The sequence below is a fragment of the Alcaligenes sp. CHO6 genome (genome assembly GCF_037120595.1).
Lineage (GTDB): Bacteria > Pseudomonadota > Gammaproteobacteria > Burkholderiales > Burkholderiaceae_B > Alcaligenes > Alcaligenes ammonioxydans.
This window is the reverse complement of sequence record NZ_JBANCI010000002.1, coordinates 68,436-89,296: the sequence shown is the minus strand read 5'-3', so window position 1 is coordinate 89,296 and position 20,861 is coordinate 68,436. Positions and strand designations below refer to the sequence as shown.

The following is a 20,861-nucleotide window of genomic DNA, read 5'->3' as shown; positions in this document are numbered from 1 at the left end:
ATTTGGCCCTTTTTTGGGTTGCGTTCTGCGAGACGTTTTATTGTCGCCTCACAAAGGTAGCGCGTATTGTGCGCTGCTTTGCTTCAAGGCTTAGAACCAGTTGATCGGGTTCCAGTAATTCACCTTGGAATCCAGCCCTTCCTTGAAGTACTTCGAGTCAGGGAAGTTTTCGTCCATCACCCGCTTGGTGGTGTCGCGCAGTTCGGTCTGACCCAACTTGTCGTAGGACAGGTACATCAAGTACAGCGCACGTTCAGCAATGGGCACGCCTTTGAAGTCGGTAATGACGGTCTGCGCACGGTTTACGGCCGCCACGTACGCCCCACGCTTGTAGTAGTACTCAGCCACGTGTACTTCGTTCTGTGCGATGGTGCTGACCAGCCAGGTCAGCCGCTTGGCTGCATCGGGCGCGTAACGGCTGTTAGGGTAGCGTTGCAGCAGATCGTTAAAGGCTTCGTAGGACTCACGCAGACCTTTGGGGTCACGCTCGCTGGGGTCCTGCTGGGTGATATTGGACAGGGCCGCACTGGGAGGCGTAAAAGAAATCAGCCCTTTCAGGTACAACATGTAATCGGTGCCAGGGTGGCTGGGGTATTGCTTCTGAAAGCGGTCAATTGCCGCCAGGGCCTTGGCAGGCTCGTCGTCCTTCCAGTTGATGTAGGCTTGGTCGATCAGCGATTGCTGTGCATAGGTGCCAAAGGGATAGCGGGACTCGACGGCTTCCAGGCGGGTACGCGCGTCTTTCCAGTTGCCGGCCGCCATCTCTTCACGGGCGTCTTTATACAAGCGCTCGGCGGTCCAGCCCGAGGTAGGGTCAACTTCTTTTTTGGTAGTGCCGCAGCCAGCAAGCAATGTGGCAGCCAGCATTAATGCGGCTACGTGGGCCAGCTTGGTACCACGAATACGTGGCAAGTTCAGGTTCATGCGAGTCACAAAAGCGTCCTTGGTGTTAGCATTGCTGCTCAATTATATGATTTGTCGCCATGCCTGACACAGATACTGAAAAAGATAGTGTTGTTTCTTCCGACGCACTGCGTTTTATCCTTCCCATCTCCGCGTCTCCCGATCGTCTGGACAAGACTTTAGCGCGTTTGCTGCCGCAGCATTCGCGCAGCCGTCTGCAGTCCTGGGTCGAGAGCGGGCATGTGCTTGTCAACGGCCAGGTGGTCAAGGTCAAGCATACGGTTTATCCCGGTGACATCGTTCAGGTCTGGGAGCAACAGGCACCCGAAGACATGGCGTTCGAGCCCGATGACGTGGACTTTGAAATTGTGGCTCAAAGCGATTCCTGGCTGGTGGTTAACAAGCCGGTAGGTCTGGTCACGCACCCGGGCGCGGGTAACTGGCGCGGCACCTTGCTCAATGGTCTGCTGTTTCGCTTTCCCGCTTTGCGTCAGGTGCCCCGTGCCGGTGTCGTACACCGGCTGGACAAAGATACGTCCGGCTTGCTGGTTGTCGCTCGCACGGAAGTTGCTCAAACCCACTTTGTCCGACAATTGCAAGAGCGTAGCATGGGACGCCAGTATCTGGCCCTGGTTCATGGCGTATTGCCGGGTCAAGGTTCGGTCGAGGAGCCCATCGGGCGTGACTTGCGCGTTCCCGTACGCATGAGTATCGGGCCCTCTGTCGCTCCCAAGCCGGCAGTAACGCATTATCAGATGCTGCGTCAGGGCTATGCCGGTGACGAGGCGGTGACCGAGGTGGCGTGTCGCTTGGAGACAGGGCGTACCCATCAGATCCGGGTCCACCTGAGTTCGATCAAGCACCCCTTGCTGGCCGATACGCTTTATGGCGGTCGGGCCGTGGCGGGCGCGCAGCGTCAAATGTTGCACGCTCATGTGCTGGAGTTTGAGGACCCCGATACCGGCGAGCGTCGTCGCTTTTCGGCCGAGCCACCGGCTGATTATCAATCTGTTGCAGAGACGATTGAATGGCACACGCACAGCTGATTCCTACGGTTGGCGGCCCCGAACAAGCGGGACTGCTTTATTTCTGTACGACTCGTGCCGGTGGTGTCAGCCAGGGCGAGCGGGAAAGCCTGAACCTGGGGCTGAATACGGGTGATGATCCGCAGCGGGTGCAGGCCAATCGTCAGCGTATGGTGGACTTTTTGGGCGTAGAGCCGATCTGGCTGGCGCAAGTTCATGGCACGGATGTGCTGGATGCCGATCAGGATCTTTTACCCGCCGAGCCTCGGCAGTTTGACGCCGCCGTCACTACCCGTAGCGACCGCACGCTGGCTATCTTGACGGCCGACTGCCTGCCCGTCGTGATCTGGGACGAGCAAGCCCGGGTCGTGGGGGTTGCTCATGCCGGTTGGCGTGGCTTGCAGGCCGGGGTGCTGGAGCGAACCTGGCAGGCGATGGTAAGGCGCTGCCCGCAAGCGGGTTCCTGGCAGGCCTGGATTGGGCCGGCCATCAGCCAGAAGCACTTTGAGGTGGGGCAGGAGGTGTTTGATGCCTATGTCCGGGCGGAACCTGAATTGGCTACTTTTTTTAATGCGGGAAAGCATCCCGGCAAATGGCAGGCAGATTTGCCCGCCATTGCGCGCCATCGCTTGGAACAATTGAGTCCGGGCGCCATGAAGGTGCATCTAAGTGGCTTGTGCACGTTCGAGGATGATGCGCGGTTTTACTCCTATCGCCGTTCGCCGCAAACGGGCCGACAAGTCACCATTGCGCGTCTGGCCCATCGCTAGCCGTTTTTTGTTCCTACGCACTATGAAAAGCAGGCTTTGGTTTCAGTTGATGGTGTGTCAGCCTAATTAATTACCCCAATTGACTGGGTTTGCGACGAACGTCATGCTCTAAGCGTATTTGCAATTCGTTTACAGGTGGCAGATGTCGAGTAACAACCGTGCTTTTCAAGGTTTTGGCAAACCGATCGATGCCGCCCGCTGTGCTGAATTGCAAGCCCATTACCTGCAGCAGTGGCAGAATTTGTGGGAACAGGCCCAGCGTGGCGACTTGCCCCCGGCGAAAGACAGACGGTTTGCCGATGCCGCTTGGCAGAACAATCCTACCGCCCTGTTCAATGCTCATGTCTGGCAACTGAGTGTTCAGGCCATGAACGATATGCTCGGTCTGATGGAGCTGGATGAGGCCCAGCACGAGCGTCTGAGCTTTTCCACCATGCAGTGGGCCGAGGCCATGTCGCCCAGCAACTACCTGATGCTCAATCCCCAGGCCCTGCAGACCATGATGGATACTGGCGGCCAGTCGGTCCTGGAGGGCATGTCCAATTTTATGGAGGACTGGCAAAAAGGACGTTTGACGCAAACGGATGAAAGCCAGTTTCAGCTTGGGGTTAACGTGGGCACCACGCCTGGTGCTGTGGTGTTTCAGAACGATATATTTCAGTTGATCCAGTACGCGCCCACCACCGCGATGGTGCATGCCGTGCCGTTGCTGATCGTGCCACCGTGCATCAACAAATTCTATATTCTGGATTTGCAGCCTGAGAATTCCTTTGTGCGTCACGCCCTGGATCAGGGCTTGACCGTATATCTGATGTCCTGGCGAAATCCTCAGCCTACCGATGAGCCCCATATTCATGCCCTGAGCTGGCAGGATTATCTGGAGCAAGGCGTGCTCGAGGCGGTTCGTGTCAGTCAGGAGCTATCGGGGCAGGACAAGATCAATACGCTGGGTTTTTGCATCGGAGGCACCTTGCTGGCCAGCGCGTTGGCGCTGGCGCGTGCCAAAGGGCAGGAGCCAGCCGCGTCCATGACCCTGCTGACCACCATGCTGGACTTTAGCGATGTCGGCATGCTCAACGTCTTTATCGACGAGGCGCAGGTTGCCTTTCGGGAGTGGCAGTTGGGGCAGGGGGGATTGCTCAATGCCCGTGAACTGGCCAGTACCTTTTCGTTTTTGCGTCCCGCCGAACTGGTTTGGAATTATGTGAGTAGTAATTATTTGCAGGGCAAGAAGCCGCCTGCGTTTGATTTGCTGTATTGGAACTCTGATGGCACGCATCTGCCCGGTCCTTTTTTTACCTGGTATCTGCGTAACACCTACTTGGAAAACCGTCTGATTCAGGATGGGGGAGTGCCGGTCGGTCAGTATCGTGCTGACCTGAGCAGCCTGGCTTTGCCGGTTTATGTGTACGGTTCCAAAGAAGACCATATTGTGCCGTGGCAATCGGCCTATGCTTCTTTGCGGGCGTTGCCTGCTGCCCAAGCTCGTTTTGTGCTGGGAGCATCGGGCCACATCGCTGGCGTCATTAATCCCCCTGCCAAGCAGCGCCGTAACTACTGGGTGCTGCAGGAAGATGAACCCCTTGCCAGCCTGCAGGCTCAGCAGTACCTGGAGCGGGCCCAGTCTGTTCCCGGCAGTTGGTGGACGGATTGGATTGCCTGGCTTGCGCCCTTGTCGGGATCGCGGCGTCGCGCCAAACGGCGCTTGGGCAATGCGCGCTATCCCGTTCTGGAAGAGGCGCCTGGCAGTTATGTAAAAGTGCGTGCCAGTTAATTTTTCCGTTTTTCAGATTTTGGGAGCAGGGCCGCTGGCCTGCTTCCTTCATCCCGATGTCAGGCTTTCTCATTGCCCGGACTGGCGCAGGGATATGAGCTTTGTCACCCCTTTCTGGAGATGTCTATGAGCAGCAAAGTAGCGTACGTAACTGGTGGTATGGGAGGGATAGGGACAGTCATTTGTCAGCGCCTGGCCAAGGACGGTTTCACCGTGATTGCAGGCTGCGGCCCCAATCGTGATTTTCAGAAATGGTTGGGCGAACAGGCCGAATTGGGTTACGCCTTTCATGCGTCGGTGGGCAACGTGGCAGACTGGGACTCCACTGTCGAGACGTTCAAGAAAGTGTTTGCCGAGTTTGGCCGTGTGGATGTGCTGGTCAACAATGCAGGGATCACGCGCGATGGCACCTTTCGTAAAATGAGTCAGGAAGACTGGCGTGCCGTGATCGACACCAATTTGAACAGCCTGTTCAACGTGACCAAGCAAGTGATCGATGGCATGGTGGAGCGTCAGTGGGGGCGTATCATCAATATCAGTTCGGTCAATGGGCAAAAAGGTCAGTTTGGCCAGACCAACTACTCGACAGCCAAAGCCGGTATTCATGGCTTTACGATGGCCTTGGCTCAAGAAGTTGCCAATAAAGGGGTGACAGTCAATACTATTTCCCCCGGATATATTGGCACCGACATGGTCCGGGCGATTCGTCCTGACGTTCTGGAGAAAATCGTCGCTACCATTCCGGTGGGGCGCTTGGGCACCCCCGATGAAATCGGGTCCATGGTTGCCTGGCTGGCGTCGGGTGATTCGGGTTTTGCCACTGGCGCGGATTTCTCCCTGAATGGCGGTCTGCACATGAGCTAAGGCTTGCAGACGTACACAGTGCATGTTTTGTTTTATTGATTAGGAAGTAAGCACCAGCATGGGATCTCCTCGACTCATCAAGAAATACCCCAATCGTCGCTTGTACGACACACAGGCCAGCGCTTACATCACCATGGTTGATGTCAAGCAGCTGGTGCTGTCCGGGGAGGAGTTCGCGGTCGTCGATGCCAAAAGCGGCGAGGACCTGACGCGCAGCATTTTGCTGCAGATCATTCTTGAGGAGGAAAGCGGGGGTATTCCCATGTTCTCCACTCCAGTGCTGATGCAGATCATCCGCTTTTATGGCAATGCCATGCAAGGGGTGATGGGCTCGTATCTGGAAAAGAATATTCAGGCATTCATGGAAATTCAGGAACGCATGACCGAGCAGTCCAAGGGGATGTATGGTGGCCAGTTTGGCCCTGAGGCCTGGGCGCAGTTCATGAGTGTGCAGGCCCCGATCATGCAAACTGTCATGAACAGCTATATTGATCAAAGCAAGAATCTGTTTGTTCAAATGCAGGACCAGATGCAAGATCAGACCCGGCAAATGTTTTCGGTCTTTCCCTTTGCGCCACCGGGCAAAGACAAGAAAGACTGATTGTTCAGTCCACCCGTGTTTTAAACGGGGTGTGTTGGCTGAGCACTTCCTCATAGCGAGCCACATGGCCCGCTTCTTCGTGCAAAAACGCATCAATTGCTTGAGCAAAGCGAGGGTCTGCGATCCAGTGAGCGGAGCAGGTCGGTGTGGGCAACAGGCCGCGCGAGAGTTTGTGTTCCCCTTGTGCGCCGCCTTCAAAAAAGCGCAGTTGCTGCGCAATGCAAAACTGAATCGCCTGGGTATAGCAGGTCTCAAAGTGCAGGCCGGGTACGTAGGCAGTACAGCCCCAATAACGTCCGTACAGGGCGTCCTTGTCGCGTAGCGACAGGGCGCAGGCAATATATGCTCCCTGTTGGCGTGCCAGAATCAGTACCAGGGACTCGGGGATCTGGTCGCGCAGGCGGGCAAAGAAGTCTCGGTTCAGATAGGGATGCTGACCACGCTCCTGGTAGGTATTGGCGTAGCAGCGGTAAAAAAAATCCAGATTCCGCTCGCTGATTTCCAGGCCCTGTTTGTGCTCAAACGATAGACCTTGCTCGTAAACCTTGCGGCTGTCCTGCCGCATTTTCTTGCGCTTCTGTTGGGTTAGCGAGGCCAGAAAGTCCTCGTAGCTGGCGTAATCGCGGTTCTGCCAGTGAAACTGCACATCCTGGCGCATCATGAAGCCCGCTTGTTCCAGAGCCCACCGGTCGTCTGCGTGAGGGAACAGCACATGGACAGAGGACAGTTGATTGCTGCGCGTCAGTTCAATGAGCTGCCGTGCCAGCAAGACGCGATCTTCTGGTGTACCGGCCAGCAGACGTGGGCCGCTGACAGGCGTAAACGGAACCGAACACAAGAGCTTGGGGTAGTAGTCCAGACCATGACGTTGATAGGCCTGAGCCCAGCCCTGATCAAACACGTATTCCCCCCGGGAGTGATGCTTCAGATACAGCGGCACGGCGCCGCACAGAGTCGCACCACGATGCATCAAGAGGTAATGCGGCGACCAGCCTGTCTGAGGGGTGACGCAACCGCTTTCATGCAAACTCGTTAAAAAAGCATGGCTGACCAGCAGATGATGGCCCGACAAGGTGTCCCAGCCTGCCGCATCGAGCTGGTTCAGTTGCGTGCAAAGGGAAAATTGGAGTGATTCTGTGCTGTCCATGGCAATCGGGGCGGTGGTGAGCCTATTGTGAAACAGAGCAGGGCATACGTCCTGAGGGCTTTGTATACTAGCCAGCGTTTTATGCAAAGGGAAGGCTTGTTTGGCATCGGTGCCCAAACGGGTTCAATTAGAGACATTCATGAAGAAAATTGCCGGTGCGTTGGGCCTTGCGATCATGCTGGCGACCTCAGCTCAAGCAGGCCCGGCCTGTGAGTATCTGCGTCATTACGTGGCTTTGGAGCCGCAGTCGGGTGCCGAGCTGCAGATGCAAGATGAGCAGGGAGCTTGTCGTGTTCACAATGCCCAATGGTCAACAGGGTATTCGTCGATGCTGCTGGCCTTTGATGAGCTGGTTTTGCAAGATAAGGGATTGGCCGATTTTTCGGGGCAGCAAGATATGCCTCAAGCCATAGAAATGGCGATCAGCGGTATTTATGTTTTGACGGGGCGGCTGCCGGGGCAGGACTACATTATGCGCCTGCAAGCCAAGCCGATGGATTTTTCGCTTAAATACCAATGGGACCCAGCCTCGGCCCATCTGTATCTGGAGCAGCTTCGGTTGCGCAGCCAGTCCCTGCGAGAATTTCGGGTTCAGGCGCAGTTTGGCATTGAGTCCGCAGCGGGACGCGCCTTGAGCCAGAGCGAGCTTGAGCAGGCGCAACTGAAAAGCCTGAGGCTGTATCTGGACAATCAGAATCTGATTCAATCCATGGTCATGCCAGTTGTGGTGATGAGCATGAGCATGGATGAGGACCCGCGCCCCTCTATTGATAAGGCTTTGCTGGCGGCGCGCACCGCCGTGCGACTTATGCCTGACTCAGTGGCTGATCGGGACAGCCGCCATGCCTTGCTGGCATTTATTGGGCAGTTGCCCGCTCCGCAAGGGCGATTGTCCTTGGATGTCAAGATGGACCCGCCGTGGCCCATGGTGCATCTGGAGCCAGGAGTGTCTGTTGACGGGGTGCGGCAAATGCTTTCTGATCTGAGACTGCACGCGAAGTTCGAGACGGGGCAGACCCCGGCTGTGTATGCCTGGCTGCGCGATCATGTGCGGTCCGGTTTGCAGTGGTTGGCACAGCGCAAGACGGCGGTAGCGCCGTAGTGGTCGCTGAACGTGCTGGTTCGTCAAGGCTTTGGGGACGGCCAGGGGGCAGGCCATACGACAAGCCATACGCTTGTCAGGTGATAGGCAGCAGATGATTGCCGGAAAATAAGGACAAAAAAAACCGCCGCATAAGCGACGGTTTTTTAAATTTGGTTGCGGGGGCAGGATTTGAACCTACGACCTTCGGGTTATGAGCCCGACGAGCTACCATGCTGCTCCACCCCGCGTCAGAAAAATAACTATAACATAGTTTTTGATTATGTACATAGCATGGCGTGTTTATTTCATTTTTATGCCTGAGGCGCCCTGCACGGGGAGGTGTGGATAAAAGGGTCTTTCAATTTTCTTGCGTCTTGCCGGTCGCAATGGTGTAATACATAGTGTGCTTACAGGTTCAGTCGGTCTGGCATTTCTAAAAGCTCAAACGCGCAAGCGGCTTCCTGTATAGCGACCAGCTCTTGATAGCTGGCATCTGGCTGTGATAGCAGTCGGCTCCCCTACTAGGCGGGATGTACCGGCAAAACGAATTTCTCTGTTTCTGGCTTTGTTTCAGGTGTAGGCAATCGATAAGCCTTGTGGTGCTTGCTAGGTGTAGCGCTGCAGGTGTTTGATTGTGCCGACCTGAATTGTGCCCCGATCAGTTATTGCCCCAAACGTTGTTGTGCTGTTTTCGCGGTCCTGAATGTGGATCGCCAATTCAAATCCAGTCCGATAGGGCTTGCGGACGTACTCATCATCAGCATGTGTGCTTACACAAAATTGTTTATCGCTTGTAATGCGGCCGTGTCGGGTTTGAACCGGGGGCGTGTATGGGCGCGCGCGTCTTTAGCGGTATCCGCCTGTTTGGCAGCGATGGCGGTTGGTGGGACACGGCTGGCAAGCATGACAGTTCGCCTGCGTGTTGCAACAGGGATCGCGCCTGCTGCTTTGTGCCAGCGCGCGCAGGCTGCGGTGCATCACAAGGCGGACCCAAACGGCGGGCAACAAAAAAGCCAGCACAAATTGGCTGGCTTGATTGATTCTGCTAAGCAGTTCCGGGTGATGGTTGCGGGGGCAGGATTTGAACCTACGACCTTCGGGTTATGAGCCCGACGAGCTACCATGCTGCTCCACCCCGCGCCGGAAAAAATAGATATTAACATGGAATTTTTGCTTTATGCAAGTATCGCCAGAAAGTGAGGCTTCCCAGCAGTGACCGAAAGTGAAATAATCCGAGTCCTGGAGACGGCTTTGCTGTGTGCGCAGCAGCCCATGAACAGCGCCGAGTTGCGCAAGATGTTCGTCTCCCCGCCGCTGAGCGCAGATGATCTGCGTCGTTATCTGGCCATCTTGCAATTGGATTGGAAGGAGCGTGGCCTGGAACTGGTTCAGGTTGCCTCGGGTTGGCGCTTTCAAAGTCGCCCGGCCATGCAAGTGTTTTTGTCCCGCCTGAGTCTGGAGCGCGCGCCCAAGTATTCGCGGGCCGTGCTGGAAACCTTGGCGATCATTGCTTGGCGGCAACCCGTTACCCGCGGCGATATCGAGGATATACGTGGCGTTAGCGTATCGACTCAGATTGTGCGGACGCTGGAAGATCGGGGTTGGATTGAAGTGCTGGGCTATCGTGATGCGCCCGGTCGCCCTGCATTGCTGGGCACGACCCGTCAGTTTCTTAATGATTTGGGTTTGCGCTCTTTGGATGAGTTGCCCTCGGTTGAGACCTTGGATTCTCTGGATGCATTGGCCTCCTTGCCCAATGGTCAGCCGCTGGTGTCGGCTGACCCGCCACAGGAGCAGGGGGCGGATCAAGAGCAGAGCCAGCCCCCGGGTCCTCAGCAAGAGGCGGATCTTCGGGACCAAAGTCAGGAACAAGTGGCAGGGCAGGCGCCCGCACCCGCTGGGGTGCAGCCGGCTGGCTCCCAGGCAGAGCAGGGCATAGAACAAGAAGCAGAGCAGAGCGCTGCTTTGGAAGAGGGTACGGAGCCGCTACAGGTCTGTGCTGCTCAGCTTGAGCTGGAATCCGAACCGGGTTCCGAGTCAGGCAATCAGGACAATTGGCTTGGGGTGGCCTCAGAAGCGGGGTCGCCACAAACGGAACAAGCTGAAGTGAATATGACACCGGACTCCTTGGATGAGGCCCAGGCTGCGGCTGGCCTATCGGATACACAGGTACCGGACGAAATAAAAAACTCTGGAGTAAATGATTAAAAATGACTGATTCGCACGAGACGAACACAGCCTCCACGTCGGATACCGCTGGCGCGGCCGACCCCAAGAATCCCCGCGCGAAAGGCCAGGGGCGCAAATTGCGTACTCCGTTTCGTCGCCGTCGTGGTGACGCGACCCAAGAGTCTGCTCCACGCCAGAATGACGAGGCTCAGACGAGCGCTGCCGGTGAGGTCAAGGCGCGTCCGGCCCGCCCACAAAACAATCGCCGCAAACCTGCGCCTGCTGGCCGTCGTCAGGACGCGCGCGGCGGCCCCGGCAAGCGCTCTGGCACTGCTCAGCCGGCCCGTTACTCGAACCCGGCTGATGATGCGCCAGTCGTGATTCTGGACGGTGATGATGACATCGCATTCAGTCATCTGGACAAGCAAAATCGCCTCTCGCAGCGTCTGGGCAAGTACATGGGCAGCGAGCTGGTGCAACCAAAATTGCACAAAGTGCTGGCTGAAGCCGGTATTGGCTCACGCCGCGACATGGAGGAGTTGATCGTTGCGGGACGGGTTTCGGTAAACGGCGAGCCCGCTCATATCGGGCAGCGCGTGAGTGCAGATGACAAAGTGCGTATCAACGGGCAGTTGATCAATCGTGCCAATACCAAGCGCCCTCCGCGTGTGATTCTTTATCACAAGCCAGCGGGTGAAATTGTGACGCATGATGACCCCGAAGGCCGTGCCACGGTGTTCGGTCGCCTGCCTTCGCTGAAAGTGGGTAAGTGGCTGTCGGTCGGTCGTCTGGACTTGAACACGGAAGGTTTGCTGATCTTCACCACGTCCGGTGATATTGCCAACCGCATGATGCATCCTCGCTACGGCGCCGAGCGTGAGTATGCTGTCCGGGTCTTGGGTGAGCTGAGCGAAGAGCAGATGCAGTCCATGCGTGATGGTGTTCAGCTTGAGGATGGTCTGGCCAAGTTTGGCATGATCGAGTTTCTGGGTGGCGAGGGCAGCAATCGCTGGTATCGCGTCACCATTCACGAAGGGCGCAACCGCGAGGTGCGTCGCATGTTTGAAGCCATGGGCGTGACGGTGAGTCGTTTGATTCGGACCCGTTTCGGTGACGTGAGTCTGCCCAAGAGCCTGCGTCGCGGTCGCTGGGAAGAGCTGGATGCGGACGTTGTGATGGCATTCATGTTGCGCCTGGGTCTGATGAAAGAGTTGGATGAAGATGGCTCGCATCAGCGTCGTGAGCGTCAGCCGCTGTCGCATGACAGCGCTTTGCCCCCTGGTTTCGGTACGCTGGAACACAATGGGCTGAGCGGTGCGCGGATTGGGCGTGGCGGTCGACTGGCCAGCGGGCGTGGTCGTTCTTCCAACAATGTGCGCGTTAACGAGTCCGTCAGCGGTGCGCTGTTTATCAGTGGTGGTCTGGCTAACGGCCATCCTGATGGTGGGCGTCGTGAGCAAGGCGGCCGTGAGCGTACCGGAAACGGACGGGGTGCGCCCCGCGCCACCCAAGGTGGTCGCGGTCCGCAGCGTGGTCGTACGACAGAAGGACGTTCCCTGGAGGGTCGTGCCCCGGACAATCGTTCACAAGAGGGGGCGCGCGCTCATGCTGGCCGCCGTCCGGCGCGTGGCGAGCTGCCTCGCGGTGAATCTGCTCGTGGCGGTCATGCCCGCGGCGCACAGGAGGGGCGGGCGCCTTCGGCTCGTCGCGGCACTTCGGAACGTGCTGCTGCCGGGCAAACAGCCAAGGTTCATGTGAAGAAAACAACAGTCGTGCGCCGTGTCAGCCGTCGTGATGATGACTGGCAACCGGCCGGCTCGGCTGCTCACGAGTCCCATCTGGGGCGCGGGCGCCGGTAAAGCCGGATCTCGCGGTCCTTGAGTTTGTGGCCCGAACCCTGCGGTTTGGGCCTGTAAGGCCGTGTGAATGCACGTATTTTCCGGTTTTCTGGTAGAATATAGAACTTGGCTCAGAGACATTTGTGTCGGCTGGGTCTTTTTTGATGCTGCGCGCCAGCGAATAGGGCGGCCTTTCAAGGCAAAGGCCGCATAAATCATCCGGTTCGGTTGCGCCTGCAACCATTCCGAGTTTGACGTTGGCAATGCGCAAGACCAGGGCCCGCTTGACCCTCAAGTGAGCATGGTTACCATGGGCTGGCGTACAGCCCATTTTTTTTGGATTTTATGGCAGACATTCTAGCTTTGGCACAAGAGACCCTAGCGGGTACTGAGTACGAACTGGTGGACGTTGAGCGTGCGCCGCTTGGCTTGTTACGCATCGTCATCGATCACCCTGAAGGGGTACGTATCGAGCACTGTGAATGGGTGTCTAAACAATTATCGCGCGTTTTCGAAGTGGAAAACGTGGACTACAAACGCATGGAAGTGACCTCTCCGGGGGTGGATCGTCCCCTGTTGCGGATTGGCGATTACGTGCGTTTTGCCGGCAGTCGGGTGCAGGTGCGCCTGCACGAGGCTATCGACAATCGGAAAGTGTTTGTGGGTACGCTCCACGCTCCCGAAGGGGCGCTACCGGCTAGTGTTCCGCTGGATACCGTTTTTAGGCTGGAACTGGACGAAGCATCGGGCAAGCTGACGCAGGTCGAATTCACCTATGACCAGGTGGATCGTGCCAAATTGGATCCCGTTCTTGATTTCAAGGGTAAGAAGCGATGAGTCGCGAAATTCTATTGCTGGTCGATGCGCTGGCGCGTGAAAAATCTGTAGCGCGTGAAGTCGTGTTCACCGCGCTTGAAAGCGCTTTGGCCTCGGCCATGAAAAAGCGCTTCAAAGAAGATGTTGATATCCGAGTGGAAATCGACAGGGAAACCGGCGCCCATGAAGGGTTCCGGCGCTGGCTGGTCGTGCCCGACGAGGCTGGCCTGCAAGAGCCCGACAAGCAGGAAATGCTGTCGGATGCCCAGGAAATCGACCCCGATCTGCAAGTGGACGATTACATCGAAGAGCCGCTCGAGCCTATCGAGTTTGGTCGTATCGGTGCCCAGGCGGCCAAACAGGCCATCTTGCAAAAAATCCGTGACGCCGAGCGCGAACAGGTCCTGAACGACTTTCTGGAGCGTGGTGAAACCATTGTCTCTGGCACGGTCAAACGTATGGACAAGGGCGACGCCATTATTGAAATGGGCAAGATCGAGGCGCGTTTGCCTCGCTCGGAAATGATCCCCAAGGAAAATATCCGTGTGGGCGATCGAGTTCGAGCCTGGGTGCAGAAAGTGGATTACGCCGCGCGTGGCCAACAGGTCATCTTGTCGCGTACCGCTCCTGAATTTATCAAGGAACTGTTCGAGAACGAGGTTCCCGAGATCGAACAGGGTCTGCTGGAGATCAAAGCAGCTGCCCGTGATGCGGGTGTGCGCGCCAAGATTGCCGTGATTGCTTACGACAAGCGTATCGATCCTATCGGTACGTGTGTGGGGATGCGTGGTTCGCGGGTGACCGCCGTGCGCAATGAGCTGGGCGGCGAGCAGGTCGATATCGTGTTGTGGGCGGATGATCCGGCCGAGTTTGTGATCGGCGCTCTGGCTCCGGCACACGTCGAGTCCATTCTGGTTGACGAAGACAAGCACGCCATGGACGTGGTGGTCGATGAGGAAAACCTGCCCAAGGCCATTGGTTCGCGAGGTCAGAACGTGCGTCTGGCATCGGAGCTGACCGGCTGGCAGATCAACATCATGACACCGGAAGAAAGTCGCAACCGTCAGGACGAAGAGCGCGAGGAACTGCGTGCCACCTTCATGTCCCGTCTGGATGTGGACGAAGCTGTGGCCGATATTCTGATCGACGAAGGATTTACTGGTCTGGAAGAAATCGCTTATGTGCCGTTGCAGGAGTTGCAGGAAATCGAAGCCTTTGACGAGGAAACCGTCAACGAGCTGCGTGCCCGCGCCCGTAATGCACTGCTGAGCGAGGCCATTGCCAAGGAAGAGCTGGTACAGACCGCGGTCAAGGAGCTGGCAGGAGTCGAGGGCATGACGCCCGAGCTGATCGCTGTCCTGGCCGAAAACGAGATTACAACGCTGGATGAACTGGCGGAACTGGCAACGGACGAATTGTCCGAGATGACCGGCCTGGCGCAAGATGCGGCCAGCGAGCTGATCATGCGTGCCCGTGCCCACTGGTTTGACGACGAGGCCTGATATGTCTAGCTAGGTCCCGCGCGTTGTATTCATTAAGAATAGTTGTAGTAAAGCAAGAGAGAGTCGAATGTCGAGTAACACTGTCGCCCAGTTCGCTCAAGAACTGAAAATGCCTGCGAATGTTCTGCTGGAGCAGTTGCGTAGCGCAGGTATTGAGCTCAAATCAGTGGATGATGCCATCACTGATTCGGATAAGGCGAAGCTGCTTGAATCGTTGCGCCGCTCGCACGGCAGTCAGGAAGGCAACAAGATCACCCTGACTCGCCGTCAAACATCGGAGATCCGTCAGGATGACGGGTCGGGTCGCTCCCGCACCATTCAAGTGGAAACACGCAAAAAACGTGTGTTTGTAAAGCGTGATCCGTCCGAGCTGGTGGCAGAGGCCAATGCGGCATTGGCGCAGGAAAATGCGAAAGAGCAGGCCGCCCAGGTGGCCAGCGAGGAAAAACCGGCTGTTCAAGCGGCGCCTGCCGCTCCTGCCAGTCAGCCTGCTGCGCCTGTCGCTGCGGCCCCCGAAGCGCCTGTGAAGGAGCCCGCCGCGCCTGTCGAGTCCAAGCCAGAGCCCAAGCCTGAGCCTGAACCCGAAGTGCGCACCGCGCCTGAACCGACTCCTGTTGCTGAGCCCGCGCCTGAACCGGCTGCTCCTGTGGAGCCCGTTGCGGCTGCCCCGGAAAGTCCAACCCAACCCGAGCCCAAGCCTCAGGAACCCGCGCCTGCCGCCAAGGCAACCGCCCCGGCGGCGGCCACCCCTGTTCAGCAAAAGACTGAATCGGCTCCCTCTCCTACGGCACAAGAAAAGCCGGTGGAACCTACTAAATCTGTAAACGACGCCCGTCAAGCTAACTCTGTGAATAAAACTCAGCACCCTCAAGGGACTAAAACGCCCACATCGACTGCAAAACCACGGGATGTGGCTGCCACCAGCCCGCGCCGTGCCGCGCGTGGCCCGGTGATTCCTCCTGTTGCCGCCGATGTGGAGCAAGACCAGGATCGTGATCGCGCCCGTAAGGCCGCAGAGGCAGAAGCCGCTGCCTTGCGCGATATGTTGAATCGTCCTCGTAAGGTCTTGCGCGCACCCGAGCCGGAAGCTGACACCAAGACAGCGGCCAAGGGCGCTCAAAAGAAAGACGTTAAAGGTTCCAAGGTCGAAAAAGTCCCGGGTAAACCCGTCAAGACGGACAGCACGCCAGGCTGGACCAGCGATGCCAGCCGCAAGAAGCAGCCTTCCAAGGCGGATGTGGCGTCGGCCGGTGCCGGTGGTGGTCGCGAAGGCTGGAAAGCCAATGCCAAGGCCGGTCGAGGCAAAGGTGGCCGTGGTGGCCGCAACGCTCAGGCCGAGCGTCGCGAACCACAAGTGGCAGAATTCATTGCCCGTGAAGTGCACGTGCCTGAAACCATTTCGGTCAGCGATCTGGCTCACCGTATGGCGGTGAAAGCTGCCGAGGTGATCAAACACCTGATGAAGCTCGGTCAGATGGTCACCATCAACCAGGTGCTGGATCAGGAAACGGCCATGATTCTGGTCGAAGAGCTGGGTCACAAGGCCATTGCTGCCAAGCTGGACGATCCAGAAGCCTTCCTGGTTGATACGGACGCGCAAAACGATGCTGAACTCAAGCCCCGTGCGCCTGTCGTAACGGTGATGGGTCACGTTGACCACGGTAAGACATCGTTGCTGGACTACATCCGTCGCGCCAAGATTGCCTCGGGCGAAGCCGGTGGTATTACGCAGCACATTGGTGCCTACAACGTCAAGACAGCACGTGGTACAGCCACATTCCTGGATACTCCCGGTCACGAGGCCTTTACAGCCATGCGTGCCCGCGGTACCAAAGCCACTGACGTGGTGATTCTGGTGGTGGCCGCCGATGACGGCGTGATGCCTCAGACGCGTGAAGCGATTCACCATGCTCGCGCCGCCGGCGTGCCGCTGGTGGTGGCGATCAACAAGATCGACAAGCCTGAAGCCAACCCAGAGCGCGTCAAGCAAGAGCTGGTGGCCGAGGAAGTGGTGCCCGAAGAATACGGTGGCGATGTGCCCTTTATTCCTGTGTCGGCCAAAACCGGCCAGGGTATCGACGAATTGCTGGAAAACGTGCTGCTGCAAGCTGAAATGCTGGAGCTCAAGGCACCCGTTGACGCTCCTGCCAAGGGAACGGTTATTGAAGCGCGCCTGGACAAGGGGCGCGGTCCTGTCGCCACCATTCTGGTGCAAAGCGGCACCCTGAACCGTGGCGACAGCGTGCTGGTTGGCGCGTCTTTCGGTCGCGTACGTGCCATGTTGAATGAAACGGGCAAATCGCTGACGTCGGCTGGTCCTTCGATTCCGGTGGAAATTCAAGGTTTGACCGAAGTGCCTGCCGCTGGTGATGAACTGGTGGTGATGGCTGACGAGCGCAAAGCCCGTGAGATCGCTCTGTTCCGCCAAGGCAAGTTCCGTGATGTGAAACTGTCGCGTCAACAGGCCGCCAAGCTGGAGTCCATGTTCGACAACCTGGGCGAGGGCATGCAGACACTGTCGCTGATCATCAAGACCGACGTACAGGGCTCGCAAGAGGCGCTGGTGCAGTCGCTGGTCAAGCTCTCTACCGACGAAGTGCGTGTGGTGGTAGTACACGCTGCCGTGGGTGGCATCTCCGAGAGCGACGTCAACCTGGCGATTGCCTCCAACGCGGTGGTGATCGGCTTTAACGTCCGTGCCGAGCAAAGCGCCAAGAAGCTGGCCGAAGCCAACGGCATTGATCTGCGTTACTACAACATCATTTACGATGCGGTCGACGAGGTCAAAGCAGCCCTGTCTGGCATGCTGGCTCCTGAGCAGCGTGAAGAAATCATCGGCATGGTTGAAATCCGCGAAGTCTACAACGTGTCACGTATTGGTAACATCGCCGGGTGTATGGTTACCGAAGGCGTGGTACGTCGTGATTCGCAGGTTCGCCTGCTGCGCAACAACGTTGTGCATTGGACCGGCTACCTGGACTCCCTGCGCCGCTTCAAGGACGATGCCAAGGAAGTGCGTTCCGGCTTCGATTGCGGTATTACGCTGCGCGGCAACAACGACATCCAAGTGGGCGACCAGCTTGAGATCTTCGAGATCAAAGAGATCGCCCGGACACTGTAATTTATGGCACGACACAAGTCCAAACCAAACCCAGGGCGCAATCTGCGCCTGGCCGACCAGATCCAGAAGGATCTGGCGGTCTTGATCCAGCGCGAGATCGACATGAGCCGCGCTGGTCTGATTACTCTGACCGGCGTGGAGCTGTCTCCGGACTACGCGCACGCCAAAGTGTTTTACTCGGTGCTGGGCGCCGAGCCTGAGGTCGCCCAGGCGGCCCTGACCGAGAAAGCCGGTTGGTTGCATTCCCTGCTGTTCAAGCTGCTGCATATCCATACCGTTCCTACTCTGCATTTTCATCACGACCGGCAGTTGGAGCGGGGCATGGAGCTCTCCAAGCTTATCGACAGCGCCAACCAGGCCGATAGCGAATTGACTGGCTCTGCGTCCAAATCGGACGAGCCGGACGAGCAGCCCTGACGCGGCTGTTGTTTCTTCACGGATTGACACACAATGGCTACGCGAAAACGCGGGCAGTTGATTGATGGTGTGCTGCTGCTGGACAAGTCCGACGGGATGTCCAGCAACCACGCTTTGCAGCGTGCCCGCCGCACTCTGGATGCCCGCAAAGCTGGCCATACTGGAACCCTGGACCCGTTTGCAACGGGCCTGCTGGTTTGCTGTTTTGGCCGGGCTACCAAAATTTCCGCCACGATGCTGGAAGCAGACAAAGCCTATGAAGCTACCTTGCAGTTTGGACAAGAAACCGATTCAGGTGACTTGACCGGCAATGTGGTGTCCCAGGCTCCGGCAGAGTTTGCCGGCGTCACCCTCGAGGCGCTGGAGGCAGTATTGCCTGCCTTTCGAGGACCCATTACGCAGGTGCCACCCATGTATTCCGCGCTCAAGCGCGATGGCAAGCCCCTGTATGAATATGCCCGTCAGGGTATAGAGCTGGAACGTGAGGCACGACATCTCGTGATTCACGATTTGCAGGTGCAAGACTTTACGCCGCTGTCGGCACGTTTGTTTGTACGTTGCAGCAAGGGAACCTATATCCGGACCCTGGCGCAAGATATCGGACGTGCTCTGGGGTGTTTTGCCCATCTGACGGCCTTGCGCCGGACAGAATTAGGACCTTTTCATATCGACGATGCCTACACCCTGGACGGGTTGCAGGCGATGGAAGACCCGATGTCGGCCTTGCTGGCCATCGAGAGCTTGCCTACCGAGATTTTGCCCAAAAAACTTCAATCAGAAGGATGAGTTATGAGACGCGCATTGCGCAATGTGGCCATTATTGCCCACGTTGACCATGGTAAGACCACCTTGGTCGATCAATTGTTGAGACAGGCAGGTACGTTCCGTGACAACGAACATATCTCCGAACGTGTCATGGACTCGGGCGATATCGAGAAAGAACGCGGCATTACGATTCTGGCCAAGAACTGTGCCGTTGAGTACGAAGGCACTCACATCAACATTATTGACACCCCCGGTCACGCTGACTTTGGCGGCGAGGTCGAGCGTGTGTTGTCCATGGTCGATGGCGTGTTGCTGTTGGTGGACGCGGTCGAGGGCCCGATGCCCCAAACCCGTTTTGTGACCCGCAAGGCGCTGGAATTGGGTTTGCGTCCAATTGTGGTGGTCAACAAGGTGGATCGTCCTGGCGCTCGTCCAGACTACGCGATCAACGCGACTTTTGATTTGTTCGACAAACTGGGCGCGACTGACGAACAACTGGACTTTCCCATCATTTACGCATCGGGCCTGTCGGGCTACGCCGGTTTGACCGAAGATGTGCGCGAAGGCGATATGCGTCCTTTGTTCGACGCAATCTTGCAGCACGTTCCTCAGCGTGAAGATGATGTCAACGCTCCTTTGCAGTTGCAAATCTGTTCCCTGGACTACAGCTCCTACGTGGGCAAGATTGGTGTCGGCCGTGTAAACCGTGGTCGTGTCCGCGCTGCTCAGGATGTCGTTGTGAAATTTGGTCCTGATGGCGAAGTCATCAAGGGCCGTATCAACCAGGTTCTGAAGTTCAAGGGTCTGGAGCGTGTCTCGGTGGACGAGGCTGAAGCAGGCGACATCGTTCTGATCAACGGGATTGAAGAGCTGGGCATTGGTTGCACCGTCACGGACCCCGCCCATCCGGAAGCCTTGCCCTTGCTGCGCATTGACGAGCCTACACTGACCATGAACTTCATGGTGAATACCTCGCCCTTGGCCGGTCGTGAAGGCAAGTTTGTGACCAGCCGTCAATTGCGTGATCGTCTGGACCGAGAGCTGAAGTCCAACGTGGCTCTGCGCGTGAATGAAACCGACGACGATACCGTGTTTGAGGTATGCGGTCGTGGCGAGTTGCACCTGACCATTCTGATCGAGAACATGCGTCGTGAAGGCTATGAAATGGCCGTGTCACGTCCTCGCGTGCTGATCCGTGAAGAGAACGGTGTCAAGATGGAGCCCTACGAGCAACTGACGGTGGACGTCGAAGACGGCCACCAAGGCGGCGTGATGGAAGAGCTGGGTCGACGTCGTGGTGACTTGCAGGATATGGTTGCCGATGGCCGTGGTCGTACACGTCTGGAGTACCGTATTCCCGCCCGTGGCCTGATCGGTTTCCAGGGCGAGTTCATGACACTGACACGCGGTACCGGCTTGATGAGCCACACCTTCGACGAGTTCCGCCCCATGCGCGAAGGCACGGTTGGCGAGCGTCGTAACGGTGTGCTGATCAGCCAGGACGACGGTGATGCCGTGGCCTACGCCTTGTGGAAGCTGCAGGATCGTGGTCGCATGTTCGTGTCCCCGGGTGATGCCCTGTACGAAGGCATGATCATCGGTATTCACAGCCGCGACAACGACCTGGTGGTTAACCCCATCAAGGAAAAGAAACTGACCAACGTGCGTGCTTCCGGCAAGGACGAGCACATTGATCTGGTTCCACCTATTCGTCTGACTCTTGAATACGCCGTGGACTTCCTGGATGACGACGAGCTGGTTGAAGTGACTCCCAAGTCCATTCGCCTGCGCAAGCGTTACCTGAAAGAACACGAGCGCCGTCGCAGCCAACGCGAAAGTTAATTTTTCGGGTTTAGCGATACGAGAAAACGCCTGCTTGATGCAGGCGTTTTTTTTGTCTTACTATGGTTGGCGTCAGCCGGATTTAGAACGCGGTATTAAAAAGCTGGGGTGTATGCATAAGCACCCCAGCTTGATTTTTAAATTCAAGAAAGGGTGTGGGATAAATAAAATTGATTAAGTGGCTTATTGAGTCTGATGGGTTGCTTTAATTTCTGCTTAATAC

The 20,861-nt window shown here is 57.1% G+C and carries 16 protein-coding genes and 2 tRNA genes; 14 read left to right on the top strand and 4 right to left on the bottom strand.

The features are described 5' to 3' along the window. Positions 1 to 90: 90 nt before the first annotated feature. Positions 91 to 924 carry an outer membrane protein assembly factor BamD gene (locus V6936_RS08425; RefSeq protein WP_080584985.1) on the bottom strand — a complete coding sequence of 278 codons (834 nt, stop codon included), beginning with the start codon at positions 922 to 924 and terminating at the stop codon, positions 91 to 93. A gap of 59 nt (positions 925 to 983) precedes the next feature. On the opposite strand from V6936_RS08425, the gene V6936_RS08420 reads away from it, so the two are divergent. From V6936_RS08420 to phaR, 5 genes are all read left to right on the top strand, one after another. Further along, positions 984 to 1,949: an RluA family pseudouridine synthase gene (locus V6936_RS08420; RefSeq protein ID WP_059318785.1), complete on the top strand. Its 966-nt coding sequence runs from the start codon at positions 984 to 986 to the stop codon at positions 1,947 to 1,949. Then, positions 1,931 to 2,698, top strand: coding sequence for a peptidoglycan editing factor PgeF (gene pgeF, locus V6936_RS08415; RefSeq protein WP_059318786.1), 768 nt, complete (start codon positions 1,931 to 1,933; stop codon positions 2,696 to 2,698). Before V6936_RS08420 ends, pgeF begins: the two co-directional genes overlap by 19 nt. Positions 2,699 to 2,840: 142 nt before the next feature. Then, on the top strand, positions 2,841 to 4,472 hold the full coding sequence (locus V6936_RS08410) for a PHA/PHB synthase family protein (protein ID WP_059318787.1): 1,632 nt from the start codon (positions 2,841 to 2,843) through the stop codon (positions 4,470 to 4,472). A gap of 126 nt (positions 4,473 to 4,598) precedes the next feature. Continuing rightward, entirely contained in the window at positions 4,599 to 5,336 is a 738-nt protein-coding gene (gene phbB / locus V6936_RS08405) for an acetoacetyl-CoA reductase (RefSeq protein WP_003802477.1), read from the top strand. Between the two features lie 58 nt (positions 5,337 to 5,394). After that, complete coding sequence (gene phaR / locus V6936_RS08400) at positions 5,395 to 5,937, top strand: polyhydroxyalkanoate synthesis repressor PhaR (RefSeq protein WP_003802475.1); 543 nt, start codon at positions 5,395 to 5,397, stop codon at positions 5,935 to 5,937. A gap of 4 nt (positions 5,938 to 5,941) precedes the next feature. On the opposite strand, the gene V6936_RS08395 is transcribed toward phaR, so the two are convergent. After that, positions 5,942 to 7,084 carry a GNAT family N-acetyltransferase gene (locus V6936_RS08395; RefSeq protein ID WP_336579723.1) on the bottom strand — a complete coding sequence of 381 codons (1,143 nt, stop codon included), beginning with the start codon at positions 7,082 to 7,084 and terminating at the stop codon, positions 5,942 to 5,944. Positions 7,085 to 7,223: 139 nt separating this feature from the next. On the opposite strand from V6936_RS08395, the gene V6936_RS08390 reads away from it, so the two are divergent. After that, a complete protein-coding gene (locus V6936_RS08390) occupies positions 7,224 to 8,186 on the top strand; it encodes a hypothetical protein (protein WP_336579722.1) in 963 nt (320 codons plus the stop codon). Between the two features lie 153 nt (positions 8,187 to 8,339). Here V6936_RS08390 and V6936_RS08385 read toward each other — a convergent pair. Both V6936_RS08385 and V6936_RS08380 read right to left on the bottom strand, forming a co-directional pair. After that, positions 8,340 to 8,416 (bottom strand) — tRNA-Met (locus tag V6936_RS08385). Positions 8,417 to 9,231: 815 nt separating this feature from the next. Then, positions 9,232 to 9,308 (bottom strand) — tRNA-Met (locus V6936_RS08380). A 72-nt stretch (positions 9,309 to 9,380) separates the two neighbouring features. Here V6936_RS08380 and scpB point away from each other — a divergent pair. The 8 genes from scpB (at position 9,381) to typA (ending at position 20,638) form a co-directional block, all read left to right on the top strand. Beyond that, positions 9,381 to 10,376 carry an SMC-Scp complex subunit ScpB gene (scpB, locus tag V6936_RS08375; RefSeq protein ID WP_336579721.1) on the top strand — a complete coding sequence of 332 codons (996 nt, stop codon included), beginning with the start codon at positions 9,381 to 9,383 and terminating at the stop codon, positions 10,374 to 10,376. A gap of 2 nt (positions 10,377 to 10,378) precedes the next feature. Then, positions 10,379 to 12,196, top strand: a complete 1,818-nt coding sequence (rluB, locus tag V6936_RS08370; protein WP_240209064.1) for a 23S rRNA pseudouridine(2605) synthase RluB — start codon at positions 10,379 to 10,381, stop codon at positions 12,194 to 12,196. Between the two features lie 324 nt (positions 12,197 to 12,520). Continuing rightward, positions 12,521 to 13,012, top strand: a complete 492-nt coding sequence (gene rimP / locus V6936_RS08365) for a ribosome maturation factor RimP (protein ID WP_003802469.1) — start codon at positions 12,521 to 12,523, stop codon at positions 13,010 to 13,012. After that, positions 13,009 to 14,493, top strand: a complete 1,485-nt coding sequence (nusA, locus tag V6936_RS08360) for a transcription termination factor NusA (RefSeq protein ID WP_003802468.1) — start codon at positions 13,009 to 13,011, stop codon at positions 14,491 to 14,493. The genes rimP and nusA overlap by 4 nt, the downstream gene beginning before the upstream one ends. Before the next feature lie 67 nt (positions 14,494 to 14,560). Beyond that, the gene (infB, locus tag V6936_RS08355; protein ID WP_336579720.1) at positions 14,561 to 17,614 is read left to right on the top strand and encodes a translation initiation factor IF-2; all 3,054 of its coding nucleotides are present in this window, start codon (positions 14,561 to 14,563) and stop codon (positions 17,612 to 17,614) included. Positions 17,615 to 17,617: 3 nt separating this feature from the next. Then, positions 17,618 to 18,031 (top strand): 30S ribosome-binding factor RbfA, encoded by a 414-nt coding sequence (gene rbfA / locus V6936_RS08350; RefSeq protein WP_003802466.1) that lies wholly within the window; start codon positions 17,618 to 17,620, stop codon positions 18,029 to 18,031. 33 nt (positions 18,032 to 18,064) lie between these two features. Further along, the gene (truB, locus tag V6936_RS08345; protein WP_003802465.1) at positions 18,065 to 18,817 is read left to right on the top strand and encodes a tRNA pseudouridine(55) synthase TruB; all 753 of its coding nucleotides are present in this window, start codon (positions 18,065 to 18,067) and stop codon (positions 18,815 to 18,817) included. Between the two features lie 3 nt (positions 18,818 to 18,820). Next, the gene (gene typA / locus V6936_RS08340) at positions 18,821 to 20,638 is read left to right on the top strand and encodes a translational GTPase TypA (RefSeq protein ID WP_003802464.1); all 1,818 of its coding nucleotides are present in this window, start codon (positions 18,821 to 18,823) and stop codon (positions 20,636 to 20,638) included. Positions 20,639 to 20,861: the final 223 nt, after the last annotated feature.